24 protein-coding genes and 3 pseudogenes are annotated in these 23,707 nt (G+C 71.2%); 13 read left to right on the top strand and 14 right to left on the bottom strand.

Going from position 1 to position 23,707, the window contains the following annotated elements; all coding sequences use genetic code 11:
- Both TU30_RS36315 and TU30_RS31290 read left to right on the top strand, forming a co-directional pair.
- Window positions 1-527 (top strand): annotated as a pseudogene (locus TU30_RS36315) (helix-turn-helix domain-containing protein); the annotation flags it as partial.
- Between the two features lie 587 nt (window positions 528-1,114).
- The gene (locus TU30_RS31290; protein ID WP_042176661.1) at window positions 1,115-1,459 is read left to right on the top strand and encodes a mycoredoxin; all 345 of its coding nucleotides are present in this window, start codon (window positions 1,115-1,117) and stop codon (window positions 1,457-1,459) included.
- 74 nt (window positions 1,460-1,533) lie between these two features.
- Here the strand turns inward: TU30_RS31290 and TU30_RS36310 are convergent, their stop codons facing one another.
- From TU30_RS36310 to TU30_RS31255, 8 genes and pseudogenes are all read right to left on the bottom strand, one after another.
- On the bottom strand, window positions 1,534-1,680 hold the full coding sequence (locus TU30_RS36310) for a hypothetical protein (protein WP_158719402.1): 147 nt from the start codon (window positions 1,678-1,680) through the stop codon (window positions 1,534-1,536).
- Between the two features lie 286 nt (window positions 1,681-1,966).
- Window positions 1,967-3,331 carry an NAD(P)/FAD-dependent oxidoreductase gene (locus tag TU30_RS31280; protein WP_042176638.1) on the bottom strand — a complete coding sequence of 455 codons (1,365 nt, stop codon included), beginning with the start codon at window positions 3,329-3,331 and terminating at the stop codon, window positions 1,967-1,969.
- A gap of 176 nt (window positions 3,332-3,507) precedes the next feature.
- Complete coding sequence (locus TU30_RS31275) at window positions 3,508-5,358, bottom strand: glycoside hydrolase family 15 protein (protein WP_042176636.1); 1,851 nt, start codon at window positions 5,356-5,358, stop codon at window positions 3,508-3,510.
- A gap of 322 nt (window positions 5,359-5,680) precedes the next feature.
- Complete coding sequence (locus tag TU30_RS31270; RefSeq protein WP_234308047.1) at window positions 5,681-6,337, bottom strand: haloacid dehalogenase type II; 657 nt, start codon at window positions 6,335-6,337, stop codon at window positions 5,681-5,683.
- 165 nt (window positions 6,338-6,502) lie between these two features.
- Window positions 6,503-6,709 carry a helix-turn-helix domain-containing protein gene (locus TU30_RS36665; protein WP_176726287.1) on the bottom strand — a complete coding sequence of 69 codons (207 nt, stop codon included), beginning with the start codon at window positions 6,707-6,709 and terminating at the stop codon, window positions 6,503-6,505.
- A 106-nt stretch (window positions 6,710-6,815) separates the two neighbouring features.
- Window positions 6,816-7,223: pseudogene (locus TU30_RS38480) on the bottom strand (cyclic nucleotide-binding domain-containing protein); the annotation flags it as partial.
- Between the two features lie 307 nt (window positions 7,224-7,530).
- A complete protein-coding gene (locus TU30_RS31260; protein WP_042176634.1) occupies window positions 7,531-7,809 on the bottom strand; it encodes an anti-sigma factor in 279 nt (92 codons plus the stop codon).
- Window positions 7,810-7,850: 41 nt separating this feature from the next.
- Window positions 7,851-8,423 (bottom strand): RNA polymerase sigma factor, encoded by a 573-nt coding sequence (locus tag TU30_RS31255; protein WP_234308046.1) that lies wholly within the window; start codon window positions 8,421-8,423, stop codon window positions 7,851-7,853.
- A 206-nt stretch (window positions 8,424-8,629) separates the two neighbouring features.
- Between TU30_RS31255 and TU30_RS31250 the strand changes: the two genes are divergently transcribed.
- Window positions 8,630-8,875, top strand: coding sequence for a hypothetical protein (locus TU30_RS31250; RefSeq protein WP_234308045.1), 246 nt, complete (start codon window positions 8,630-8,632; stop codon window positions 8,873-8,875).
- 59 nt (window positions 8,876-8,934) lie between these two features.
- Here TU30_RS31250 and TU30_RS31245 read toward each other — a convergent pair whose 3' ends face one another.
- The 4 genes and pseudogenes from TU30_RS31245 to TU30_RS31235 form a co-directional block, all read right to left on the bottom strand.
- Window positions 8,935-10,014: a methyltransferase domain-containing protein gene (locus TU30_RS31245; RefSeq protein WP_042176630.1), complete on the bottom strand. Its 1,080-nt coding sequence runs from the start codon at window positions 10,012-10,014 to the stop codon at window positions 8,935-8,937.
- Window positions 10,015-10,178: 164 nt separating this feature from the next.
- Window positions 10,179-10,694: a TOBE domain-containing protein gene (locus TU30_RS37855; RefSeq protein WP_234308049.1), complete on the bottom strand. Its 516-nt coding sequence runs from the start codon at window positions 10,692-10,694 to the stop codon at window positions 10,179-10,181.
- Between the two features lie 90 nt (window positions 10,695-10,784).
- Window positions 10,785-11,191: pseudogene (locus TU30_RS37845) on the bottom strand (ATP-binding cassette domain-containing protein); the annotation flags it as partial.
- Window positions 11,192-11,341: 150 nt separating this feature from the next.
- A complete protein-coding gene (locus TU30_RS31235) occupies window positions 11,342-11,980 on the bottom strand; it encodes an ABC transporter substrate-binding protein (protein ID WP_234308044.1) in 639 nt (212 codons plus the stop codon).
- Window positions 11,981-12,132: 152 nt separating this feature from the next.
- Here TU30_RS31235 and TU30_RS31230 point away from each other — a divergent pair, with 152 nt between their 5' ends.
- On the top strand, window positions 12,133-12,747 hold the full coding sequence (locus TU30_RS31230) for a CDP-alcohol phosphatidyltransferase family protein (protein ID WP_042176627.1): 615 nt from the start codon (window positions 12,133-12,135) through the stop codon (window positions 12,745-12,747).
- Here TU30_RS31230 and TU30_RS31225 read toward each other — a convergent pair.
- Window positions 12,722-13,471, bottom strand: coding sequence for a TVP38/TMEM64 family protein (locus tag TU30_RS31225; protein WP_042176623.1), 750 nt, complete (start codon window positions 13,469-13,471; stop codon window positions 12,722-12,724). The two genes, TU30_RS31230 and TU30_RS31225, sit on opposite strands and share 26 nt — an antisense overlap.
- Window positions 13,468-14,274, bottom strand: coding sequence for a class I SAM-dependent methyltransferase (locus TU30_RS31220; protein ID WP_107068630.1), 807 nt, complete (start codon window positions 14,272-14,274; stop codon window positions 13,468-13,470). Before TU30_RS31220 ends, TU30_RS31225 begins: the two co-directional genes overlap by 4 nt.
- Before the next feature lie 227 nt (window positions 14,275-14,501).
- Here TU30_RS31220 and TU30_RS31215 point away from each other — a divergent pair, with 227 nt between their 5' ends.
- The 9 genes from TU30_RS31215 to TU30_RS31170 all read left to right on the top strand — a co-directional run bounded on the left by TU30_RS31215 (window position 14,502) and on the right by TU30_RS31170 (window position 23,495).
- Window positions 14,502-15,911, top strand: coding sequence for an NAD(P)/FAD-dependent oxidoreductase (locus TU30_RS31215; protein ID WP_042176620.1), 1,410 nt, complete (start codon window positions 14,502-14,504; stop codon window positions 15,909-15,911).
- Window positions 15,908-16,372: a MauE/DoxX family redox-associated membrane protein gene (locus tag TU30_RS31210; protein WP_042176617.1), complete on the top strand. Its 465-nt coding sequence runs from the start codon at window positions 15,908-15,910 to the stop codon at window positions 16,370-16,372. Before TU30_RS31215 ends, TU30_RS31210 begins: the two co-directional genes overlap by 4 nt.
- Window positions 16,372-17,814, top strand: coding sequence for a radical SAM protein (locus tag TU30_RS31205; RefSeq protein WP_042176614.1), 1,443 nt, complete (start codon window positions 16,372-16,374; stop codon window positions 17,812-17,814). The genes TU30_RS31210 and TU30_RS31205 overlap by 1 nt, the downstream gene beginning before the upstream one ends.
- 3 nt (window positions 17,815-17,817) lie before the next feature.
- Complete coding sequence (locus tag TU30_RS31200) at window positions 17,818-18,606, top strand: MTAP family purine nucleoside phosphorylase (RefSeq protein ID WP_042176611.1); 789 nt, start codon at window positions 17,818-17,820, stop codon at window positions 18,604-18,606.
- The gene (locus TU30_RS31195; RefSeq protein ID WP_052479982.1) at window positions 18,603-19,277 is read left to right on the top strand and encodes a TIGR04282 family arsenosugar biosynthesis glycosyltransferase; all 675 of its coding nucleotides are present in this window, start codon (window positions 18,603-18,605) and stop codon (window positions 19,275-19,277) included. The genes TU30_RS31200 and TU30_RS31195 overlap by 4 nt, the downstream gene beginning before the upstream one ends.
- Window positions 19,274-20,002 (top strand): TIGR04283 family arsenosugar biosynthesis glycosyltransferase, encoded by a 729-nt coding sequence (locus TU30_RS31190; RefSeq protein WP_042176608.1) that lies wholly within the window; start codon window positions 19,274-19,276, stop codon window positions 20,000-20,002. The genes TU30_RS31195 and TU30_RS31190 overlap by 4 nt, the downstream gene beginning before the upstream one ends.
- Window positions 20,003-20,045: 43 nt before the next feature.
- On the top strand, window positions 20,046-21,722 hold the full coding sequence (locus TU30_RS33145) for a radical SAM protein (protein WP_052479980.1): 1,677 nt from the start codon (window positions 20,046-20,048) through the stop codon (window positions 21,720-21,722).
- A gap of 23 nt (window positions 21,723-21,745) precedes the next feature.
- Complete coding sequence (locus TU30_RS31175) at window positions 21,746-22,930, top strand: hypothetical protein (protein ID WP_052479979.1); 1,185 nt, start codon at window positions 21,746-21,748, stop codon at window positions 22,928-22,930.
- Between the two features lie 82 nt (window positions 22,931-23,012).
- Window positions 23,013-23,495: a hypothetical protein gene (locus tag TU30_RS31170; RefSeq protein WP_042176605.1), complete on the top strand. Its 483-nt coding sequence runs from the start codon at window positions 23,013-23,015 to the stop codon at window positions 23,493-23,495.
- Window positions 23,496-23,707 lie beyond the last annotated feature (212 nt).

The following is a 23,707-nucleotide window of genomic DNA, read 5'->3' as shown; positions in this document are numbered from 1 at the left end:
GTTGCTGTTTCACCGTCGCCCTCCAGACCGCCCGCGACCAGGTCGTCCAGGCCGCCGCCGTCATCACCGACCCCGCCGATGTCGGCCGCGTCGGGCTGATCGGGCACCGGATTCTGGCCCGTCTCCTGCCGCCCCGGCGGCAGCGCGTCAGCACCCGCAAGGTCAAGTCACCGATGTCCCGTTACAGCACTCGCCATGACGACGGCAGGCCCGACACCAGCCGCACCATCACCCGTCTCGATATCAGCGTCCTCGAGCCTCGCAAACCGCACCCTCAACTCCCCGCCATCTCCCGCGACGATCGGAACACCGCCCCCGCCGACCGGCGCCGTCACCGGATCCTGGGCCTGCTCGAGGAAGACCCCACCCGCCTCTGGCGCCCCCGTGACATCGCTTCTCACTTCGGCGACATCACCATGGAGACCATGTATCGACAGCTCTCCAGATGGGCCGAGAGTGGCCTCATCCACAAACTCGGCCCGGGCCTGTACGCCGCCACTGCCTGGACCCCAACAAGCCTTGCATGACCTGCGAAAACGTTAACTACCCGGCCTTGGGTCAAGCCCCCCAGGAGCCGTCGCGCCCGCGTCCTCTGGCCGGGCCGTCCTGCCACCGGACCCCGGGACACGCGACCACCCATACCTGTTCACCCAGCAGCACCGGGACGACCTGTGGTGGTGGAACGGAACCTGGCTGCCCCAGTCCGTGCCGCCCGGCGCGCACCTGCGGATCCAGCTCCCGGCGGACCCGGCCCACTGGGAGCCCGTGACCGGCCGCGCCTGCCGGCCCACGGGCGCGGCCGGCCTGCTCCCCCTGCGGGCACGCGTCACCGTGCTCAGTTCGTCCCGTCTGCCCAACGAGGGCCGCATCGACGGGTTCAGCACACTGGAAGTCTTCGACTATCGCGTCGAGGGCATCGGTCCCGCGGCGATCTGTCTGCGCGCGGCCCCGGCCCGAACGCCCCGGGGACATCGGACTGCCCGATAAGGACCCTCTCGTCTATTATGTCCTGACCGTCCTGGTCGGCGTCCCCCAGGCGAGCCTGTCCACCCCGTAGCAGGAATGGACCACTCTCCTCACCGGGTTTCTTTTGCCCGACCACGAGGAGGCCGCCATGCCCGAACCCGTACGCCCGGACCCGGCGAAGGTCCAGATGTACTGGCGGCCCGGCTGCCCGTACTGCGCGAGCCTGCGCAGGCAGCTGCGGCGCACCGGCCTGTCCTACGAACCCGTCGACATCTGGAAGGACCAGTCCGGCGCGGCCTACGTCCGGTCGGTCAACAACGGCGACGAGACCGTGCCCACGGTCGCCGTCGCCGGACACCCGCTGACCAATCCCAGCGCCCGGCAGGTCCTGGAGGCGGTGCGGCAGCACGCGCCGCACCTTCTGCCCGAAACCCCGCCGGCCGATACCGCCCGACGGTGGCACTGGCGCCGGCCGTGGGGCCGGACCGCGTAGACCGGGGGCCGCGGGAGCTCCTCCGCCCGTCCTGTCTTCCCTCGATCCTGAGGTGTCGCAGGTGCGGTGAACCGTCAGCGCACGGCGTCGAACGCCCTGACGGTGGTGACGCCACAGGCCAGGTGTGGTGCGATGTCCGACAGCCACGCCGAGGCGCTCCAGGAGGACGGGTCGGTCACCTTGAGCGCGGTGGCCGGCAGATCGCTGCCCGCCATGGCCATGGCACCGAGAAGGAGCCCGGCGACCCGGTGTGGGGGCGCCCCCCAGCCCGGCGACCCGGTGTGGGGGCGACACCCCCCGGCCACGGAGGAGACCGTAAGCGACTCCCACGCCCAGCCCGATGACATACCCCAGCAGAGCGCCGGTGGCCTGTTCACGGTTGGGCTTCTGCTCTCCTTGCCCGAGCTCCACACCGGTCCGGTCGGCGAGGCGGACGCCCACCGACGACACCAACGCCGGCCGCCGCTGCGCGGTGGCCCCCGAGGGTCGGTCTGTCTCCTGCCGGGGCTAGCTTTGATGAAGTGCTGCGAGCGCGTCCTCCACGGCGCGGTGGAAGGTGGGGTAGGCGTACATCATGTGCCGCAGCCGGTCGACGGGGACCTCGGCCTGGACCGCCACCACGAGGCCGTAGAGGACCTCGCCTCCCATGGGGCCGGCCGAGGTGGCGCCGACCAGCACTCCGCGGTCCGCGTCCTCGACGAGTTTGATCAAGCCCTCGTTGCCCGCCTTGTGGATCCAGCCGCGCGCCGATGACGGTACCCGGGCGGTACCGGTGCGTACCCGCAGGCCCTGCTCACGTGCCTGGGCCTCGGTCAGGCCCACCGAACCCACCTCCGGATCGGTGAAGGTGACCCGGGGCAGGGCGCGGTAGTCCGCGCCGGGGCCGGGTTCGCCGAGGACGGCGCGGACCGCGATCTCGGCCTGGTACATCGCCACGTGGGTGAAGGCTCCGCGCCCGGTGACGTCTCCGACGCCCCACAGGCCCTGGCCCGCTCGCAGCTGCTCGTCCACGTCCAGGGCGCGGGCGTCCGGGTCGAGGCCGACCGTCTCCAGGCCGAGCCCCGCCAGGTTGGGGCGCCGCCCGGTGGCGACCAGCAGCCGCTCCGCGGTCAGTTCCTCGCCACCGTCAAGGGTGAGGGTGAAAGTGTCACCGTCGTGGCGCGCACGGCTCGCCTGTGCCCCGGTGCGTACGGTGATGCCCTCGGCGCCCAGCACATCGGCGAGCAGGCGTCCGCTCTCCGGCTCCTCCGCAGGCAGCAGCCGGTCGGCCGCCTCGACGACTGTGACCGCCGTACCGAACCGAGCGTATGCCTGGGCAAGCTCGACGCCCACCGCCCCTGCCCCGAGCACCATCAGCGAGCGCGGGCTCTCCTTGGCCGAGGTCGCGTCACGGTTGGTCCAGTACGGGACCGAGTCCAGACCCAGCACCGGAGGGATCTGCGGGCGGCTGCCGGTGGCGAGCACCACCCCGCGCCGCACGGTGAACTGCCGCCCGTCGATCTCGACCCGCCCCGGCCCGGTCAGCCTGGCACGGCCGCGGACGAAGTGCCCGCCCTTGCCGGTAAACCGGTCCACGGCCACCTGATCGTTCCAGTCGTCGGTCGCCTCCTCGCGGATCCGGGCGGCGACCGGGGCGAAGTCCGCAGTGACCCGCGCCTGCCCCGCCATACCCGGGACGCGGCGGGCCTCCGCGAGCAGGTTCCCGCCACGGATCATCATCTTGCTCGGGATACATGCCCAGTACGGGCATTCCCCTCCGACCAGCTCCGCCTCGACCCCGACGACGTCCAGTCCTTCCGCGGCCAGGCGCTCGGCGACATGCTCACCGCCCACGCCCATCCCGATCACCACGACATCGGTCTCCTGCGCCATGTCCGTCTCCTCGCTGAGGTACGCCCGCGTCCTCCGACGTATACCGGGAACCCGGTGGGCTCTCCCGCTCCTTCCCCTCAGATCCCTCACGCGGCGGCGCGGGAACGCCACGCGTGGGCACCATGGCGACATGGGACGTCACCGGCGAACGAAGCCTCCTCCGGTCGGCGCGGTGCTCATCGCGACGGATCGGCGCCGTAGCGAGGCGGTGCGCCGTCAGCCTGGTCGATGGCGGCAGCCGCGTTGATCAGCCCGACGTGACTGAACGCCTGTGGAAAGTTGCCGAGCAGTTCACCGCTACGCGGGTCGATCTCCTCGGCGAGCAGCCCGAGGTCATTGGCGAAGCCGACGACGCGATCGAAGAGAACCTTTGCCCGGTCGGGGCAGCCGGCCTGGGCGAGGGCGGAGGCGAGCCAGAACGAGCAGAGCACAAACGTGCCCTCGCTCCCGGCGAGTCCGTCGACGTTGCGGTCGTCGGTCAGCCGGTAGCGCAGCACCAGTCCGTCGTCGGTGAGCTCCCGGGCGATCGCCTCGATCGTCGCGTACATGCGTTCGTCGGTGGCGGGCAGGAATCCGTACAGCGGCATGAGCAGGGCAGCGGCGTCGAGTTCGTCGGAGTCGAACGCCTGAGTGTAGGCACCTCGTCGCTCACTCCAGCCGCGTTCGATCACCGCCTGGCGGATACAGTCCCGCTCGGCCGCCCAGGCTTCGGTGCGCGCGTGCGAGCCGAGGCGCGGGGCGAGTTTCACCGCGCGGTCGAGGGCGACCCAGCACAGGACCTTCGAGGACAGGTGATGGCGCGGTGTGCCGCGCATCTCCCACATACCGGCGTCGGGCTCCCTCCAGCGGCGTGCCGCGGTGTCGGCCAGGCCGGCGGCGAAGCGCTGGATCTCCGGATGCAGGTCTCCGAGCCGCTCTCGGTACAGGTGCAGCGCGTTCAGCAGTTCTCCGTAGACGTCGAGCTGGGTCTGCGCCCATGCCGCGTTGCCGATCCGGACCGGGCGGGAGTCCCGCCATCCGCGCAAGTGCGGCAGCAGGCGCTCGGTGAGGTCGTGCTCGCCGCCGACGCCGTACATGATCTGCAGCGACGAGTCCGCTCCCGCGCTTCCACCGGCGGAGCTGGTCATGAAGGAGACGAAGTCGGCCGCCTCTTCAGGGCACGTACCGTGGTAGAGGGCTTCCAGGGTCAGGCTGGCGTCGCGGATCCAGGCGAAGCGGTAGTCCCAGTTGCGCTCCCCTCCCGCCGTCTCGGGCAGGGAGGTCGTCGGTGCGGCGACGATGGCGCCGGTCGGGCGGTAGGTGAGCCCCTTGAGGACACGGGACGACAGCAGGACCAGGTCGCGGTGCGGCCCATGGTAGATGTCGTGCTCCGCCTCCCAGGAGCGCCACGCCTCGACAGTGTCAGCGATCCGTCCCGACACCCGCTCGGGAGCGGTGGGATCCGGCGGCGCCACCTCCGCAGGCGCCCACACCAGTGAGAAACCGAACCGCTGCCCGGCCGTCACGCTCACCCTCGTCCGTACGAACGCCTCGTCCGCCTCCAGGGGAACGGCGGAACGTACGGCGATCTGGTTCGGACCCCCGTAGGTGCGCATGCCGTGGTCGGTGAGGCGCAGAAGCGGCCGCACGAGCCCGTACTCGGGGCGCGGCACCAGCTCGACGTCGAACACGACCTCGCCGCTCAGCCCCTCGATCTCGCGCAGCAGCTCGTGCGGCGGACGCATCCCCAGATCGTGGCCCCGCTGCCCCTCGGGGACGGCGAACGTGTCCCGCAGGCACGCCGCACCAGACGCGGTCGTGAACGTCGTTTCGATGACCAAGGTGCCCGGAAGGTAGCGGCGCGTCGCCTCGAACCGGCCCGTCGGTGTGATCGACCAGTGCCCGGCATCGGGGTCCAGGAGGCGCGCGAACAGGGCGGGGCTGTCGAAGCGCGGCACGCACATCCAGTCGATCGACCCGCGGCGGTCGACCAGTGCGGCGGAGCTGCCGTCGGCGAGCATCCCGTAATCGGCGATCGGAGTGGACATGGCTATTCGCTCCTCGCTCCGGGCCGAACGACGCCCTCGGATACGGCATACCTGGCAGCTTCGTTCGTCCAGCCGCGCATCAGCGGCCTTTCGGGCGGTGCCTCTTCTTCATCGACGTACCGGCGCCCCGGTGAGATAGGGCACTTTTCCACACATTCTGCGGTTCCGGGTGAATCAGCAATCCGTAGTTCGACGGTGAGGGAACCCGCTCGGTACCGGTGAGGCTTCCGTTGCGCGTGACAGGAGGCAGGGATATGCCGTCCCAGGTGCTGGGCCGACACCGCGAGAGCCTCACATCGACAGGCAGCAAGCGGTGCGACGCCTATGCGAGAGCCGGCGCGAGTTCCCGTAGGTCCTCGGCGGTGTAGGTCGGCGGCAGCATGGTCCGCGGATAGTGCGCCGCTCCTCTCCGCAGCCATGCGCCGTCCAGACCCGCGCGCTGTGCACCGTCGATGTCCCACGGGTGAACTGCCACGAGCACCGCCTCGTCCGGACGAACTCCGGCCTGCTCCACGACGTACTGGTAGGCCGCTGGGGCGGGCTTCCAACGGCGTGGCCCGCTCACGTCCAGATGGGTTTCGAAGCATTCCATGAGGCCGGCGCGGCTCAGGAGTCGCTCGGTGAGCTGCGAACTGCCGTTGGTCATGGTGACCATCCGCAAGCCCATGCCGCGAAGAGCACGGACGCCCTGGGGAACATCCGGGTGCACCTCAAGTAGGGAGAACCCCTCCAGGACGTGACCGGCCGCCTCCTCGATATCGCCGGACCACCCGGGCACGCTGGGCAGCAACGCCCGCACGCCCTCTCTCGCCACGGCTGAGAACTCCTCGAAGGTTCCGGCAGCGGTGAGCGCGAAGCCATCGCGCAGGACGCTCGCGAACCAGAGGCGGAACATGTGAGGTGGAGCGCCGATCTCCTCGAACCGGTTCTCCAGCGGACTCATGTCGCTGAGTGTCTCGTTGACGTCGAAGACGAGCACGCGGGCATTATGGCGCGGCACCGGACCTCCACGAAAACGTATGCGTACGCATTGCCGATTCCTCTACCGGAGCCTCCTGTGCCCTGTACTGAGCGTACGCACGCGGGGCCGCCCCTGCGCGCCACCGGCCGCCTCCCGGATGACCAGCGATCTCGGAGGGGTGTGTCAACCACCATCCTGCGCGCGGCACTGGAGGCGGTCGACGGCCACGAGTTCGAGTCGGCAGTAGCTCACCCGCAACAGGCCCTGGCGTTCGAAATCCTTGATGATCCGGTTCATCGTCTGTCGGCGCATTCCGAGCATCGCGGCGAGTGTGCCTTGCGAGCAGGAGACCGCGCGGTTCCGGGCCTCTCGCAGGAGCAGCCAGGCCACGCGGCTCTCCGCGCTGCCGTGCAGCGTCCGGGCTTGCGCCTCCTGCGCGCGAAGGTGCCGACGGGCCATTCCGGTCAGCCAGGGCGGGACTGGCGTCGAGCACGGCCAGGAAACCGGCTGCGGCCACAAAGCCGGTCTGCACGTCGGTCCGCGCACGCACCGTGCAGACCGCCGGTCGGCCCAGGAGGAGCGGCACGTCTCCGGCGATGCCGCACGACTGCAGTGTCCCGACCACCACCCGGTCCGGTCCCCTGCCCGCGACGAGTTCCAGCTCTCCGCTGCGCACGATCCATACTCCGTCGGGAAGCGTTCCCTGGGCGAAGGCGGCCTGTCCTTGCCGGAGCCGGCGATGTTCCAGCCGATCGGCGAGCTTCAGGGCCTCCGTGTCGCCGGGCGGCCGGCAACTCCCCAGGCATCCGACGATCCAGGCTGCCGTCCGCAGTGTCGCGGGATCCGCAGCGGTTGCTCCGCGTTCGTGTGCGCTCGCTTGCAAATGTGTCACTTCCCTGGCCATGCCCTCGCCCGTGCGGCGGGCTCAGCGGCGCAGCCCGTGCGAAACCGTCTTCTGCGCAGTGCCACGCTCGACACCGCCGCCACGCTGCTGGCCGCCGCAGCCGTCGTCGGCGCGTCCGGCACCTCATCCGCCGCCCCGGCACGTGATACTTCACCTTCGGTGATGGCCTCGGACGACCGGGGGCGGAGACCGCTGCAACAACGACTACTCCGGGCATGGTTCGTACCCGTACGAGGGCTCCTACAGCGGTGGCCTCGGCCTGCTCAGCCGGCTCCTCTGAGCAGCCTTTCCCACCGGACAGATCGCTCTACGCGCCTGCCGGGGGCATCGTGCCGCGTTCCGGTTCGTCGTCCCCGGCCGGCGGGTCGCTCAGGAGTGATGTACCGAACGCGCGCAAGCGGTCCACCGCCGCACTGTCGGGCTCCGTCCGGCGGGCCAGCGCGTTGTGGATCTCCTGGTAGACGGACGCCTCAAGACCGCAGCGCCGGCAGTCCTCCAGGTGCGCCGCGACCCGGCGCGCGGTGACCTCGTCGGTCTCGCCGTCGAGGTAGGACTGCAGCACCCGGGCGACCTGCAGACAGTTCATCCGGCGCTCGGCCGACGCTCGCCGCCACCATGGACGCCTGTTCACATCACACCTCGTTTCGGTGCCAGTCCCGCCGTGGCCAGCCGCGCCCGTATCCGTTTGCGCGCCCGGTGCAGTCGGCTCATCACGGTGCCTTCGGGCACATCGAGCAGGTGGGCGGCCTCCGCGTAGGTGAGGCCGTCGATGTCCACCAGCTGCACCACCTGGCGGTGTTTGTCCGGCAGCGCGCACAGGGCCTCGTCGACCACCTCGTCGAACACCTCACCCACCACGATCTCTTCCGCCGATCCGCTGGGGCCCGTGGTGCTGAGCCGGTCCAGATCGGTGTCCGGATCGTCCAGAAGATGCGGACGGCGGCGGCGGTGGCGGTTGATCTCGGCCCGTCGCATGATCGTCAGCAGCCACGCGCGCGGATGCTTTCCGTCGAAGCGGTCCACGGCCCGGTACGCGCGCAGCAGGGTGTCCTGCACGAGGTCCTCGGCGTCCGCCGGCTGCGACGTCAGGGTCATCGCCACCCGCAACAGCACCTCCACCTCCGGCAGCACATAGGCGGCGAACGCCTGCCCCCTGGGGTCCGCCGGGTCCGGCGGCGGCGCTGTCACTTCGTCTTCCACGCCACAGAAACCCCTTCTCCCCGGACCCGCATTCCCTTCTCCTGCATTCCGTTCCACGCGCGTGCCGCCCTTGCAAGGCGGCGGGCGAGGAACCGTGCCCGGGCTGGAATGCGGCATCCGGCGTGAGGGGTTTCCGCTACATGAAGAGGCAGCGCGTTTCGGAACCAGGGCGAGTGTGGGTCGAGTGCCGGGAGAAGATACGGCATATGCGGCTGCGCCGTGACGTGGAAGCGTACGCCGACGGGCAGCTCACCGGCGCGCACCACATGCAGATGGCCGCCCACGTCGCCTGCTGCTGGGCGTGCAGTGGCAGTCTGCAACTGCTGCGGTTGATCAAGGCGTCTCTCCGGCACCATCCCCACCGGACACCGCCCTCCCTCGCCTCGACCCGGGTACAGCGCTTCGCTCACCACCTCACCACGCCGCCGGACCAGAGCCGGCCCCGCCTTTGAGGCAACCTGATCCGGCAGGCGAGGCGCGGTCGCCGGGCTCCTGACGTCGGACGTCCGGATCAGCAGCAGCCCGACGGGGCGCCGGCGCCCAAAGCTGCCGTCCTGTCCGCGGGATCGCAGGGGAACAGGCCGAAGTGGTGGCTCTTGTCGCCGGCAAGCGTGAAGTGCGCCGCGTAGCGGGTGGCGGCGAGCATGTCGGCGGTGTTGCCGCAGACGAGCATCGGCTTGCCGGTGTGGAAGCGGTGGTGGTCGTCGAGGTCGAAGGCGTGCGGGTGCTCGGTGATGGTTCCGCGGTAGACGGCGACCTGGCCGTAGTCCTCGCAGCGGTCTTCCAACGGGAGCTTGAAGGCGCGGATCGTGCGGGAGGTGAAGGTGGCGAAGCCGATCTTCCGGTCGATGTCCGGGTCGCTGATCGTCACCGGGGAGGCGGTGACGGTGCGGGCGTCCGGGCAGCCGGTGCGTTCCAGGACGCGGCGGAAGTCCTCGCCATACAGGGCGCCGGCGAGGCACTCTCCGACCAGGACGGGGTCGTCGAGGAGGGCGGCGGGCAGGCGCCGGTCGGCGAAGATGTCGGAGAAGTACAGCTCGCCGCCGGGCCGCAGGACGCGGAAGATCTCGGAGAAGACGCGTGGCTTGTCCGGGGAGAGGTTCACCACGCAGTTGGAGACCACGACGTCCACGGATGCGTCTTCGATTCCGGCCGCGGCAAGGTCTTCGATGTAGCCGTGGCGGAAGTCGGTGTTGGCGTGGCCGAACCGTTCGGCGTGCCAGTCCTGGTGGCGGCGGGCGACGGCAAGTTGTTCCTCGGTCATGTCGAGGCCGATCACCTTGCCGGTGGGGCCGACCAGCTGGGACAGCACGTAGGCGTCCCGTCCGCTGCCGCAGCCCAGGTCGAGCACGGTGGCCCCGTCGAGGGCGGGAGGGATGGGCGAGCCGCAGCCGTAGAAACGCTCCATGACTTCCTCGTGCACCTGGCCGAGTGCCGCGGCGATGTGCGCCGGCGGGGCCGCGTCTGTGCAGCAGGCCGAGGTCTTCAGGTCCGCGGAGGACGCGAGGACCTTGCCGTAGTAGTCCTTGACCGATTCGGCCACCGTCGAGACGGGCACCTGCCGCGTCGGGGATGCGTCGATCGTCGCCATGTCTCTCCCTGATGTGTGAATGCCGGGGTGTGCCGGTGGCGCTTCGCCGCCGCCCGAGGGGAACCCGCCGTCGCCCCGTCGCCCTTCCCTTCCCCTTCTGCCGTCCCTTCTTCTTCTGCCGTGCCGTGCTCCGGGCAGGTCTCAGGGCAGAGCGTGATGACCGGTCAGCCGGTGACGACCCAGCGGTGGGCGAGGGGCAGGTGCAGCCGGACACGCTCCGAGGCGACGGGTGGGGGGCCGGGTGGCAGAAGCGCGTGTACGGGGCCGGCCGCGGTGTCGCAGACGAGGGCGGTGAAGGGACCTTCCGGGCGCACGCCGCGCACGACGGCGGGCACGGTGTGGGGGCCGGTGCCGAGCCGGACGGCTTCGGGGCGGATGAGGAGGTGGCCGGGGCCTCGGTGGGTGACGGTGTCGGGCAGGTCGAGTTCGCCCAGTGGGCAGGCGAAGCGGCCTTGCGGCGTGACGCTGCCGGGGAGTGCGGTGGGGCAGCCGAGGAAGCGGGCCACTGTCAGCGATGCGGGGCGGGCGTAGAGGCCGGCGGGCGGTGCCTGCTGGAGGATTCTTCCGTTCTCGAGCAGGGCAACGGTGTCGGCGACGGCGGCGGCTTCCGTCTGGTCGTGGGTGACCAGGACGGTGGTGACTTTCAGCTCGCGTTGGACGGTGGTGAGCAGGTCGCGCATGGTGTGCCGCAGGCCCGGGTCGAGGGCGCTGAACGGTTCGTCGAGGAGCAGTACGGCCGGTTCGGCGGCCAGGGCGCGGGCAAGGGCGACACGCTGGGCCTGGCCTCCGGAGAGCTGGCGGGGGTAGCGGTCGGCGAGGGCGTCGAGGCCGACGCGTTCCAGGTGTACGAGGGCGCTGGTGCGGGCGTTGCGGCGGGTGTGGCCGCGCATGCGGGCGGGGAAGGCCACGTTGTCCAGCGCCGTGCGGTGCGGCAGGAGCATGGGCTGCTGGAAGACCACCGCGGCGCCGCGGTGTTCCGGCGGGGGGTGAGGAGTCCGGAGGCGACCTGGACGGTGGTGGTCTTGCCGCAGCCGGAGGGGCCGAGCAGGGCCAGCAGCCGGCCGTCGGCGACGTCGAGGTCGAGGCCGTCCAGGACGGGTTCTGGACGCCCGGGATAGGTGACGGTGACCTCTCCCAGACGCAGGCCGGGAACGGACGGGGAGGACGAAGGATGCATGGCGGTCAGCGCTCGATTCCCCGGGCGGAGGGACAGGGGTCGGGGTAGGCCCAGGCTGCTCGGTGGCGGCGCAGCAGCGCCGCACCCATGCCGAACAGCAGGACGGGTGGGGCGACGGTGAGGATGCCCAGTACGGCGGTCAGGGCCTGGTTACCGCTGCCCGCGGCCGTGGAGAACAGCAGGCTTGATCCATTCGGTCAGGGCGGCCATGGTCCGCGGGGGCTGGGCGAGTTTTGCCGAGTCGTAGACGAACGCGAACTGGGCGCGGCTCCAGGGTGTTTCGCAGTCGTCGACCGGGGTGCCGAAGTCCTGGGTGAGGGTGGGATCGGCTTGGTCCAGATGCTTCTGGTTCGGCATCAGGCCGGTGTATCCGCACAGCCACAGGTCCGCCTGCTTGCCGGTGCGGAAGTTCTCTCCGTTGACCCACACCAGGTCCACCGCGCCGCCGCTGTCCTTGCCGGCCCGCTGGTCGCCGAGGATCTTCTGGACGGCGTCCTGGGTGTCGGCCACGGGGACGCGTTTGACGCTGATGCCCAGTTTCTTCGCGGCGGGGGTGACCTCGTCGTCGATGTAGGCATTGGCGCCCTGGTCGCCGCCGTACATGAACAGGTTGACGCTCTGGCCTTTCGCGGCGGACCTGAGCTGGGACCAGTCCTTCGCCAGGGGCTTCGCCTGGCCGGTGCCGTCACCCGAGCAGGCCGCGGTGAACAGCCCGACCGCAGTCGCGGCTGCGGCAAGAGCGGTGGCTCTCCCGGCGTGCCGCCTGCTGTGCCGCGTCCGTATCCGCATCCCGCTGCTCCTTCGCCTGGTACTTCCCGTGTCGTTTCCCGCACGGGGGTTCCGCGAACATCCGTCGTGCGGAAACGGAACACAGTCGGGGGTTCGAAGGCTTCCCTTTGTGTCCTGCGGCACGGTGCCGGTGGGACGGAAGGAGACCGACGATGCTGGATGTGCGGGCGAGAACGGCGCTGGCCGGGCCGTTGGACCGGGCCGCCGCGCGGTTGGACCGCCCCGCTGTCACGCCTGGCCTTCTGACCGCACTGGGCGTGCTGGCCGGGCTCGCGTCGGCCGGCTTCGCGGCGGCCACCTGGTGGCCGGCGGCTGCCGTGCTGTGGCTGCTGTCCCGGCTCGCCGACGGTCTGGACGGGGCGCTGGCCCGCCGCCGGGGCACGGCCGGCACCGGTGCGGGCGGGTTCCTCGACATCAGCGCCGACTTCCTCGTCTACGGGGCGTTCGTCGTCGGCGTCGCCGTCGGTGTGGGCGGTCCGGCACTGCCGTTCCTGCTCGTCCTGCTCGCCTACTACGTCAACGGCACTGTCTTCCTGGCCTTCTCCTCGATCGCCGAGCGCACCGGGCGCCGCGGTGACGATCGCCGGTCGGGAGGCCGGTCGCTGAACTTTTTGGGAGGTTTGGCCGAAGGCGGTGAGACCATCGCCGTTCACACGCTGTGGTGCCTGCTGCCCGGCTCCGCCCACACGATCGCCTGGGTGTGGGCGCCGATCGTGGGCGTCACCGCCGTCCACCGGGTCGTCACCGGCTACCGGCAGCTGCGCTGACCTCGGCGCTGCGTGAGCGGACCAGCCGGGCCGCCCACCAGCCGCCCGCGCTCAGGACCAGCAGGGCGCCCAGCGCGATCCACAGCACGGGGGATGCGGGCTCGCCCAGGGATCCGCCGAGCCCGGTGTAGACGAGGGTACCCGGGATGATGCCCAGGGCCGTGGCGCTCACGTAGGAGGAGAAGCGGACGCCGGCCACCCCTGCCCCGTAGTTGATCACCGAGAAGGGGAACAGCGGCACCAGCCGCAGGACCAGCACGGCGGCGAAACCGCGGCGGGTCAGGTAGGCGTCCAGCCGGGCCAGCCGCCCCGATCCGGCATAGCGGGCCACCACCGGGCGTCCCAGCCAGCGGGCGAGGCCGAACGACAGGGCCGCACCCGCCGTCGCTCCCACGAGCACCGCGCCGGCCCCCACCGTCAGCCCGAACAGCGCGCCCGCGGACGCGGTCAGCACGGAGCCGGGCAGCAGGGCCGTCACGGCCAGGGCGTAGCAGAGCGCGAAGACGACCGGCCCCCAGATGCCGAGCGAGTCGACCCACTGGCGCACCTCGCGCAACAGGTCCCCGCCGCCCAGCGTCACCCAGAAGCCGAGCGCCCCCACCAGGGCGACCAGGACGGCCAGCCGTATCCACGCCGCGCGCGCGGGCCGCGCCGCTGACCCGACGGAGGAAGTGTCGGACGACGGGTGCTCGGTCGCTGGGGAGGGTGCTGCCGGGCGGTTCATCTCGGCTCCTGTGAGGGTTGTTCGGTGGGAAGGTCGGCCACCACGCGGCGCAGCGGCAGTTCCAGGCGCCGCCCCGGTGCCGCCCACCGGGCCAGGGAGCGCTTGGCGGCCTGGGCACGACGGGCGGTGAGGCCGGGCAGGTACAGGGCTTCGGCCAGCAGGGCAGCCGCGTCGGCCGAGTCGATGGCGAGGGTGAAGACACGTCGCTGATCGCAGCGGACGCGGAACCCCGCATCGCGCAGCAGGGCGGCCAGTCCGTCGCGGGCCTGCGGGTTGGGCCACGGCTGGCGTACGGCTCGTAGGGCTGCCATCACCCGGAGCCAACCGAGCACCCCGGACGGCGAGAGCCCGGACTGGGAGGGCACCAGCGCCGCGAGCGTCCCGCCGGGCCGCAGTACGCGCCGGATCTCTGCGAGTACCTGGGGCAGGGGCGTGAGGACCGGCAGGCACATCGCCGCACAGACCGCCCCCGCGCTCGCGAAGGCCATGGGGAGGGCGTCCGCGCCGGCCCGGACCAGCGGTCCGCGGCCCCGGCGCGCCGCTTCGGCGAGTTCCGCCGCCGACAGGTCGATGCCGACCCAGTCTGCGTCCGGGAGCTGATCGCGGGTGGGAGCCGAGCCACAGGCCAGGTCGAGCACCGCGCCCTCGACACCGACGAGCGGTTCGGCCAGCCAGGCGTAAGGGGAGGTATCGGCCAGGGAGAACAGCTGCTCGGTGATGCCGGGATGCTCGTGGTGGTAGGCAGTGATGAAGCGCCGCCAGTCCTCGTCGTCCATCGAGCCCTCGCCCCTCGTCTGAGCCATGGGGACGGCTCGTCCCCCTGTGGTTGCCGTCGGGAACCCTGCCGGGCCGGCTCCGCATTCCGTTTCGGACACGCCGGACGCGGACGGATGACGTCGGGTGGCCTCGCTGACCGTGATCGTGGGGTTGGAAATAGGGAAGGCCCAGGCTGTGTCACCGGGTTTCCCTCACGTCCTGCGACCGCGCGCCGGCCGTCCCACGACGGCGCACCGACGAGAGAGCCCGAACCATGAACAGGTACGACCTGGTGGTCATCGGCGGCGGAAGCGCCGGCCTGACCGCGGCCCGCACCGCCGGGCGCTTCGGCGCCCGCACACTGCTCGTCGAACGCGACCGGCTGGGCGGAGACTGCCTGTGGACAGGATGCGTACCGAGCAAGGCGCTTCTCCACGTGGCCGCCGACGTCCAGGCTGCCCGCCGTGCTGCCGCCTGCGGTCTCCCGCCGGTGTCCGGTCCGGCCGACCTCGCGACGGCCATGGGGGAGGTGAAACGGGCGATCGGTGCGATCGAACCGCACGACTCGGCCGAGGCGCTCGCCCCGTACGGCGTCGACGTCACCTACGGCGCGGCGTCATTCACCGGGCCGGGAACCCTGACCGCGGGCGAGCGGGAGGTTTCCTTCCGGTACGCGCTGATCGCCACCGGCTCCTCGCCGTCCCTGGTGCCGGTCCCCGGCCTGGCCGAGGCCGAGCCGCTGACCAGCGACACCGTTTGGGAGCTGACCGAACTTCCGCGCCGCCTGGTGGTGCTGGGCGGCGGGCCCATCGGCTGTGAACTGGGGCAGGCGTTCGCCCGGCTCGGCTCGCAGGTCACCCTCGTGGAGGCGATGGACAGCCTGGTGCCCCGTGAGGAACCCCGGGCCTCGCAGGTGCTGCGGGAGCGGCTGGAGGCCGAGGGCGTCACCGTGCTGACCGGCTACCGTGCGGAAACAGTCGATGCCAGTGCCGTCCACGGGCCCGGTGGACCTCTCCCGTACGACACACTGCTGGCCGTCACGGGCCGCCGGGCCAACACCGAGGGGCTCGGCCTGGAGGCGGCCGATGTGGAGCTGTCCGAGACCGGTCATGTCCGCACCGACAGCCGGCTGCGCACCACCAACCACCGGATCTACGCCGCCGGCGACGTCACCGGCCGATCGGCCTTCACCCACCTGGGCGGCACGCAGGGCGGAGCAGCCGCCACCGACGCACTCCTGGGTGTGCGCCGCCCCATCGACTACCGGGCGGTGCCCCGGGTGACGTTCACCGATCCCGAGATCGCCCGCGTCGGCCTCACCGCCGACGAGGCACGGGAGAAGTATGGCGACACGGCGCGCGTCCACACGCTGGAGAACGACCGGGTCGACCGGGCGGTCGCCGACGGCCGCACCGAGGGCTTCACCACCCTGGTGCTGGGCCCGCGCGGGAAGATTGTCGGGGCCACGGTGGTGTCTCCGAGGGCAGGGGAGACCATCGCCCATCTGGCGGCGGCGGTGCGCCTGGGCTGGACGCCCTCCGACTACGCCCGCACCGTGCACCCCTACCCCACCTACGCCGACGGGCCCTGGCATACGGCGCTGGCCGACGTCTACGCCCGCCTGGCCCGTGGCAGCGGGCCCATCGGGGCGCTGCTGAAACTCCGCAGAGGGGTACGCCGATGATCCTCCGCATCATCCTCGGCGTCGTCCTCGCGGCGATGGCGCTCGGCCAGCTCGCCTCCTTCGACACGATGCCCGCCATCCTGACCACCTATGGTGTGACGTCCGGCGCGGCCTCGACCGCCCTGGCCGTGGCGTTGATCAGCGCCGAGACGGTGACGGCCGTCTGGTTCCTGGTCCGGCCCCGCTCCCGCGCCGCCGCACCGGTCGTGCTGTACACCGCCGTGGCGGTGGTGTGGGCGGCCCTGGCCTTCCAGGCGTTCGCCCGCGGACTTGCCCTGGACAACTGCGGCTGCTTCGGCACGTACGGCGCCCAGCCGCTGCGCTGGTACGTCCTGATCGAGGACGCCCTGATGCTGCTGTACGCCTGGATGCTGTGGCGCGGGCTGCGCCGAGCCAGGACCCTCTCGCCCGCCGCCAGAGCGGCCTTTCCGGCAGCCCGGAAACGGCAGGAGAACCACTGATGCGGATCATCACGGCGCTGCGTGCCCTCGAGCGTGCCACCCGTCCCTACGACACCGAGTTCGCCGAGGCGATGGAACGCCGCTGGGCGGAACTGCCCGACGCGGCCAGGACCCCGGGCCAGATCCTCGGCCGGCACGGCGTCGGCTGCGAGGGCACCCACGGCGTCTTCCCTCAATGCAACCTCAAGTGCACCCCCTGCTACCACTCCCGGGACGCCAACCAGGTCCGCGTCGACGGCCCGCACACCCACGAACAGATCACCGCGCAGATGCGCCTGCTGCGCGAGCTGCGCGGTCCGCGCGCCCACACCCAGCTCATCGGCGGCGAGGTGAGCCTGCTCTCCCCGGACGACCACGCCGCCGCGCTGGCGATCATGCGGGACCACGGCCGCGAACCGATGAGCTTCACCCACGGCGACTTCGACGACGACTACCTCACCCGGCTCGCACTCGGCCCGGACGGCACACGGCGCTTTGAACGGCTGTCCTTCGCCGCGCACTTCGACAAATTCATGTACGGCCGGCGCGGCATCGAACGCCCCCCGAGCGAGAGGGCGTTGAACCCGTACCGGGCACGGTTCGCCGCCATGTTCGCGCGTATGCGGCGTGAGCACGGGGTGCGGTTCTTCCTCGCCCACAACATGACCGTCACCCCCGGCAACCTCGACGAGATCGCGGACGTGATCCGCGACTGCCACTCCATGGGCTACGGCATGTTCTCCTTCCAGCCCGCCGCCTTCCTCGGTGACGAGCGCCGCTGGAAGGAGAAGTTCCGCGAGGCGACCCCGGACGCCGTGTGGGCGGAGATCGAACGCGGTGCCGGAACCCGGCTGGACTACCGGGTCTTCGAGAACGGCGACGTGCGCTGCAACCGCACCGCCTACGGCTTCTACGTCGGCCGCCGCTGGTATCCGTTCCTCGACGGCGACGACCCGCGCGACCTCGCCGTACGCGACGCGTTCTTCCGCTACTTCGGGAAGGTGACCTTCACCGGCACCCCGCCCGCCCTCCTCGCGGCCAGGCTCCTGCGAGTGGTGGCCCGCCACCCGTCCACGGTGGTGACGGCACTTCGCTGGCTGGCCCGCACCATGCGCCGCGTCGGAGTGCTGGGGCTGGCCCGCCACCGGATGCGGGTGCGCCCGGTCACGTTCGTCATGCACCAGTTCATGGACGCCAAGGCCGTCGCCCCGGCCTGGGAGATGATGCAGCGCGGCGAGCAGGCCAAGGACCCCGGGCTGCGCGAGACCCAGGAGCGGCTGGCCGCCTGCCACTACGCCATGGCCCACCCCGAGAACGGCACCCTCGTCCCCGCCTGCGTGCAGCACGCCGTACTCGACCCGGCTGAGAACGCGGCACTGCGCACCCTGCTGCCGATCGTCGAGGTCCGCACCCCCGCCGGCGCTTCGTCCGGCACATCACCGAAGAATCCGAAGGAGAAGTAGTTCATGCGCATCGGTGTGATCACCGGCTCCGGCAGCTACGACTGGCCGCACTTGCAGGGGGCGGCCGAGCGGACCGTCGTCACCGACCACGGCGTGGTCACCGTCACCGAGGGACATCTGAAGGACACAGAGATCGTGCAGGTGTCCCGGCACGGCGCCGGCCACCACCGGCTCTCCAGCCAGGTCGACCACAAGGCGAACCTCGCCGCTCTGCTCGCGTGCAAGGCGGCAGCCGTGGTGTCCTTCACCGTCTGCGGCTCACTCGACCCCGGCCTGCGGCCGGGCTCCCTGGTCGTCTTCGACGACCTGTACTTCCCCGCGAACCGGCTGCCCGACGGAACCCCCTGCACCTGGTACGACACCCCCGGCGGGGCCGGGCGCGGCCACTGGATCTTCGAGAGGCCCTTCAGCGAGCCACTGCGCCAGGCCCTGATCACCGCCGCCGGACACACCGGAGTACCCGTCGTGACACGGGGCGTGTACGGGCACGTCGACGGCCCCCGATTCAACACGCGCCCCGAGGTGGCTGCCCTGGCCGCCGCCGGGGTCAGTGCCATCAGCCAGACCGCCGGTCCGGAGGTCGTCCTGGCAGGGGAGGCCGAACTGCCCATGGCGCTGGTCGGCTTCGTCACCGACTACGCCAACGGCGTCGCCACCGAACCGGAACCGGTACAGGCCCTCCTTGACCGCATGGCGGCGAGCAAGGAGGTCTTCGCCACGCTGGCCGGGCACGCGCTGCCGTCCCTGGACGGCGTGAGCGGCGCCGGTTTCGTCTACCGGTTCGACACGTGAACACCCCCGGCCACGGGGGCACCCCCGCGATCCTGGTCATGGCCAAGGCGCCCCGGCCCGGCACAGTCAAGACCCGGCTGCACCCCCTTTTGGACCCCCAGCGCTGCGCGGAACTCCAAGCCGAACTCATCCGCCACACCATGCAGCTGACCACCGCCCACACCCCCAGGGCCTATCTCGCCTACGCCCCGGCCGACGGCGAAGACACCCTCGGCACAGCAGTGCCTGCCGGCGTCCGGTTGCTCCTGCAGCGCGGCGAAGACCTCGGGCAGCGCCTGGCCGCGGCCGTCACCGACGCCTTCACCGACGGCGCGCGCCCGCTCCTTGTCATCGGCACCGACGCGCCGACCCTCACCGCCGGCCACCTGACCGCCGCCTTCACCGCCCTGGACGACCTTGACGTGACGCTGGGCCCTGCACTCGACGGCGGCTACTACCTGATCGGCCTTCGAGCACCCCACACCTCGCTCTTCGCCCTCGACCCCGATGCCTGGAGCACGGACCGGGTACTCGCGGCGACCCGCGCCCTCGCCGCCTGCGAAGGACTGAGCGTGGGACTGCTGCGTCCACTGCGGGACCTGGACACCCCCGACGACGCCGCCGCGCTCCTGACGGATCCAGCGCTGCCCGCGGCGATCGCCGCCCTGCTCCAGCCCACGGAGAGCCCATGACACAAGTGTCGATCATCGTTCCGGTGCTGAACGAGGAAGTCGGCATCCACAGCGCGCTGAGCCGTCTGTGCCGCAACTTCCCCGACTGCGAGCTGATCGTCGTGGACGGCGGCTCCACCGACGCCACCGTCGAACTCGCCTCCCGCCACGCCACCGTGATCACCAGCGAGCGCGGCCGGGCCAGACAGATGAACGAGGGCGCCCGGCACGCGAACGGCGACATCCTCTGGTTCATCCACGCCGACACCGCCGTCGATCCCGACGCACTGGGCCAGATCCGGGCCGCGCTCGCCGACCCGGCCGTGACCGGAGGCGGCCTCACCCTCCGCTTCGACCACAGGACGCCCGCCCTGAACTACCTCGCATGGACGTCGAACGCCCGCGCCCGCCGCCTCCACCACATCTTCGGCGACCAGGCCATGTTCATCCGCCGCACCGTCTTCGACGCCCTCGGCGGCTTCCCCGACCTGGCCATCATGGAGGACCTGGAGATGTCGCGTCGCCTGCACCAGCGGGGCCGGCTGTTCCTGCTGCCCGCCACGTCGACAGCCTCCTCACGCCGCCTGGCCGCCCACGGAACCTGGCGCATGATCGCCTTCATGCAGTACCTCAAGCTGCTGTACTTCGCCGGCGTCGCCCCCGAAGCCATCCGCGCCCGCTACACCGCCGGCCCCCGCCTCTTCCCGAAGAGGACCCCGCAGGCGGCACGGACCAGCCGTACCTGAACGCCCCCTCCCTCTCCCTACGACACCTTGGAGACCGACCCCCATGCGCATCGCAGTCTGCGGAGGACCCTACGGCAACCCGCACGCCCTCCAGGCATTCGTCGACGACGCCCGCGCCCGCGACTGCGAACGTCTGTTCTGCCTCGGCGACCTCGGCGGATTCGGCGCCGACGTCGACGCGCTGTGGCCGATCCTCACCGACAACGGCATCGAGTGCGTCGCCGGGAACTACGACGTGGCCATCGCCCGCGGCGACACCGACTGCGGCTGCGGCTACCGCGACGCCAAGGACAACGAGTACGCCCAACTCATCTACGACCACACGCTCGCCACCACCAGCCGCGACTTCGCCGCCTGGATGGGCACCCTGCCCACCGAACGCCGGGAGACCATCGACGGCGTCGACGTCCACATGGTCCACGGCTCGACCCTGGCACTGAACGACTTCTGGTGGGAGTCGCTCCCCGAGAAGCAGCATCGCCTGCGAGCCGAGGCATCCGGGGCCGACGTGGTGCTGTGCACCCACAGCGGATTGCCCTGGCAGCGGCGCATCGGCGACACCCTCGCCGTCAACGTCGGCGTACTCGGCAAACCCGCCAACGACGGCCGCCGAGAGGTCTGGTACGCGATCCTCGACCTGACCGACGGGCACATCACCGCCGAACTGATCCCTCTCGCGTACGACTGGCAAGCCCAGGCCCGCTCGATGCGCGCCGCCGGACTCCCCGAGATCTTCGCAGAGACCATCGAGACCGGCTGGTGGACCACCTGCCTGGAAATCCTGCCGCCGCGTGAGCGCTCCCGGGGCCGCTACCACCTCTACCGCTCCACTCTGCCCTCCGGATTCCGCCCCGCCGACGACGGCTGGGGAAAGAGCACACCGCGGGTCCCGGAAGACGACCGGCCGGTGGTCCCCCTGTTCGACACCCCGTACTTTCCGTCCCGGCTGTGGATCTACTCCAACTTCCACTGCAACCTGGCCTGCGACTACTGCGCGGTCGCCTCCTCCCCGAAGGCGGCTCCCCGCACCCTGACCATCGACGCCTTCCGCGCCCTTGTCGACGAGGCAGTGCAGGCGGGGTTCACCGAGCTGTATCTCACCGGTGGCGAGCCCTTCCTGCACCCTGACGTCATCGCCCTCCTCGACTACGCCTCCGCCGAACTGCCCACCGTCGTGATGACCAATGCGATGCTGCTGCGCGGCCGGCGTGCCGACGGCCTCGCGGATCTGGCCGGCCGCAAGCTCACCGTCCAGACCTCCCTGGACGGCGCCACCGCCGCGACCCACGACGCACACCGAGGCGACGGCTCCTGGCAGCGCACCATGGACGGCATCCGCCACCTGATCGACCTCGGTCTGCCTCCGCGCGTCGCCCTCACCGAAACACCGGAAAACACCCACGAGATCCCCGACGCCGCCCAGCTACTGGCGGGACTCGGCCTGCCCACCGACCACTTCGCCGTACGCCCGCTGCTGCGCCGCGGCTTCGCCGAGACCGGAGTGGAGATCGGCGAGGACTCCAGCATCCCCGAACTGACCGTCACCGCCGACGGACTGCACTGGCACCCCGCCGGCGCCGACCTCGCCACCAGCCCCGACCTGCACCTCGCACCCGCAGGCACCCCTCTCGCCACCGGCCAACAGCTCGTGACCGAGCGGTTCTTCGCCGCCCGCCTCACCGACGGCACCCTGCCCCGCCCCGTCCACTGCGCCATCTGACCCTTACGGAAAGGGAGACCGCCATGAAGCGGCACGTCGCGATCCTCGGCGCCGGCCCCGTCGGCCTCGACGCAGCCCTCGCCTGCACCGACGCCGGATGGCCGTTCACCATCTACGAAGCCGCGGACACCGTCGCCGCGCACGTGCGGGCCTGGGGCCACGTCCGCCTCTTCACCCCGTGGGACCTGAACGTCTCCCACCGGATGCGCACGCATCTGCCGAACGCCCCCCAGGGCCGCGACTGCCCTACCGGAGCCGAACTCGCGAACCGCCTGCTCGGCCCGGTCGCCGCGCTGCCCGCTCTCGAGGGCTGCATCCGGCTGCGCACCCGTGTCTCGGCCATCGCCCGCACCGGCCTGCTCAAGCACGAGCACATCGGCACCGGCCTCCGGGCCGCCGTGCCCTTCACTCTCCTGCTGGACACTCCCGAAGGCGAGGACACCGCCGAGGCCGACCTCGTCCTGGACTGCACCGGCACCTACTCCCACCCCAACACCCTGGGCCCCGGCGGCATCCCCGCCCCCGGCGAGCGCGCCCTCGCCGACCGCATCACCCGCACTCTCCCGGACACCGCCGACCCCAGCCGCTGGGCGGGAACCGTCCTGCTCGCCGGCGCCGGGAAGTCCGCCCAGACCGCAGCCCGCGACCTCGCCGCCCTGCCCGGCACCCGCATCGAATGGGCGGTGCGCAGCCCGGAACCCGACTGGGGCGCCGTACCGGACGACACCCTGCCCGGCCGCCAACACCTCGTCGACACCTCCCAGGCCCTCACCGACGGCGCCAACGAACGTGTCACCGTGCACACCGGCGCCCACGTCCAGACCCTCAGCCCCGCCGGCGACCGGGTGCGCGTCACCCTCGCCACCGCCGGCGGCCCACGCGAGCTCGTCTGCGACCACATCGTGGCGCTGACCGGATACACCGGCGACGCCTCCCTCTACCGGCAGTTGCAGGTCCACGAGTGCTACGCCACCGGTGCGCCCATGAACCTTTCCGCAGCCCTGCTCAAATCCGCGGGCGGGGACTGCCTCGCTCAGCCGTCCGCCGGGATCGAGGCCCTGCGCAACCCCGAGCCGCACTTCTTCATCCTCGGCGCCAAGTCCTACGGCCGCCTCAGCACCTTCCTGCTGCGCACCGGCTACCAGCAGATCGACCAGCTCGCCGCCGCGTACGCCGACGAATCAGTGCTTCTACCTGCCGGTACGTAAGCGCGGTCACATACCTTCCCGATGCACTGGCCCTAGCGTCGGCAGGGAAGCAAGACACACGCAGACAGAGAGGTCTTACACCATGGCAACCACCCTGCAGGTAACCCCCGGAGCAGCTGTCATCCCGCTGCACGCCGCGTGGGGCGCCGCAGCCGGCGTCGTCGGGGGCATCGGCATGGGCATCTGGATGTCCGTCTCCAGGCCGATCATGGACACGGCGATGATCACCATGGTCGCCGGTCTGCTGGGCTCCACCAACGCCGTCGCGGGCTGGCTGATCCACCTGGCCATCGCCGTCTCCTTCGGCTTGGCCTTCGGAGCACTGCTCGGGAACTACGCCCAGAAGATGATGCCCGCGGCCGTACTCGGGCTGGGGTACGGCGCCGTGGCGTGGCTGATCGGAGCGATGTGGATCATGCCCGCCAACATGGGCATGCCGGTCTTCGAGTGGAACGCCGTCACCCGCTCCAGCTTCGGCGCGCATCTCGTCTTCGGACTGCTGCTGGGACTGGCCTACGCCTGCATCGCCTCGATGATGGGCAAGCGGCGAACAGGCTCGGCCTGAGCATGGGACCCGCAGCACCGGATCCGGCTGGCACCCCGGCCGCGGCGTCACCGCCCCGGGGTGCTCCACTGGAGGGCCATCACCCGTCCGAAGAGACACAGGACAGCGGATACGCGCCGATTGGCGAGGAGATGACTTATTGTCTGGTTGACGGCGCCGACGCCCTGGCGGCCCCGCCTTGGGGTGCGGCACCGCCGCCCTGGGCCCCGGGC

This window comes from Streptomyces sp. NBRC 110035, assembly GCF_000829695.1.
Lineage (GTDB): Bacteria > Actinomycetota > Actinomycetes > Streptomycetales > Streptomycetaceae > Streptomyces.
This window is presented reverse-complemented; position numbering and strand designations above follow the sequence as displayed.

Excerpts from the sequence above, each read along its gene's own strand:
- TU30_RS31245 (WP_042176630.1), bottom strand. The coding sequence starts at position 10,014 with ATGGCGACGATCGACGCATCCCCGACGCGGCAGGTGCCCGTCTCGACG.
- TU30_RS37855 (WP_234308049.1), bottom strand. The coding sequence starts at position 10,694 with ATGCGCGACCTGCTCACCACCGTCCAACGCGAGCTGAAAGTCACCACC.
- TU30_RS33145 (WP_052479980.1), top strand. The coding sequence starts at position 20,046 with ATGCGCATCGCAGTCTGCGGAGGACCCTACGGCAACCCGCACGCCCTC.
- TU30_RS31280 (WP_042176638.1), bottom strand. The coding sequence starts at position 3,331 with ATGGCGCAGGAGACCGATGTCGTGGTGATCGGGATGGGCGTGGGCGGT.
- TU30_RS31250 (WP_234308045.1), top strand. The coding sequence starts at position 8,630 with ATGCGGCTGCGCCGTGACGTGGAAGCGTACGCCGACGGGCAGCTCACC.
- TU30_RS31210 (WP_042176617.1), top strand. The coding sequence starts at position 15,908 with ATGATCCTCCGCATCATCCTCGGCGTCGTCCTCGCGGCGATGGCGCTC.
- TU30_RS31215 (WP_042176620.1), top strand. The coding sequence starts at position 14,502 with ATGAACAGGTACGACCTGGTGGTCATCGGCGGCGGAAGCGCCGGCCTG.
- TU30_RS31275 (WP_042176636.1), bottom strand. The coding sequence starts at position 5,358 with ATGTCCACTCCGATCGCCGATTACGGGATGCTCGCCGACGGCAGCTCC.
- TU30_RS31170 (WP_042176605.1), top strand. The coding sequence starts at position 23,013 with ATGGCAACCACCCTGCAGGTAACCCCCGGAGCAGCTGTCATCCCGCTG.
- TU30_RS31190 (WP_042176608.1), top strand. The coding sequence starts at position 19,274 with ATGACACAAGTGTCGATCATCGTTCCGGTGCTGAACGAGGAAGTCGGC.
- TU30_RS31235 (WP_234308044.1), bottom strand. The coding sequence starts at position 11,980 with ATGCGGATACGGACGCGGCACAGCAGGCGGCACGCCGGGAGAGCCACC.
- TU30_RS31175 (WP_052479979.1), top strand. The coding sequence starts at position 21,746 with ATGAAGCGGCACGTCGCGATCCTCGGCGCCGGCCCCGTCGGCCTCGAC.
- TU30_RS31220 (WP_107068630.1), bottom strand. The coding sequence starts at position 14,274 with ATGGCTCAGACGAGGGGCGAGGGCTCGATGGACGACGAGGACTGGCGG.
- TU30_RS31200 (WP_042176611.1), top strand. The coding sequence starts at position 17,818 with ATGCGCATCGGTGTGATCACCGGCTCCGGCAGCTACGACTGGCCGCAC.
- TU30_RS31230 (WP_042176627.1), top strand. The coding sequence starts at position 12,133 with ATGCTGGATGTGCGGGCGAGAACGGCGCTGGCCGGGCCGTTGGACCGG.
- TU30_RS31260 (WP_042176634.1), bottom strand. The coding sequence starts at position 7,809 with ATGAACTGTCTGCAGGTCGCCCGGGTGCTGCAGTCCTACCTCGACGGC.
- TU30_RS31290 (WP_042176661.1), top strand. The coding sequence starts at position 1,115 with ATGCCCGAACCCGTACGCCCGGACCCGGCGAAGGTCCAGATGTACTGG.
- TU30_RS31225 (WP_042176623.1), bottom strand. The coding sequence starts at position 13,471 with ATGAACCGCCCGGCAGCACCCTCCCCAGCGACCGAGCACCCGTCGTCC.
- TU30_RS36310 (WP_158719402.1), bottom strand. The coding sequence starts at position 1,680 with ATGGCCATGGCGGGCAGCGATCTGCCGGCCACCGCGCTCAAGGTGACC.
- TU30_RS31205 (WP_042176614.1), top strand. The coding sequence starts at position 16,372 with ATGCGGATCATCACGGCGCTGCGTGCCCTCGAGCGTGCCACCCGTCCC.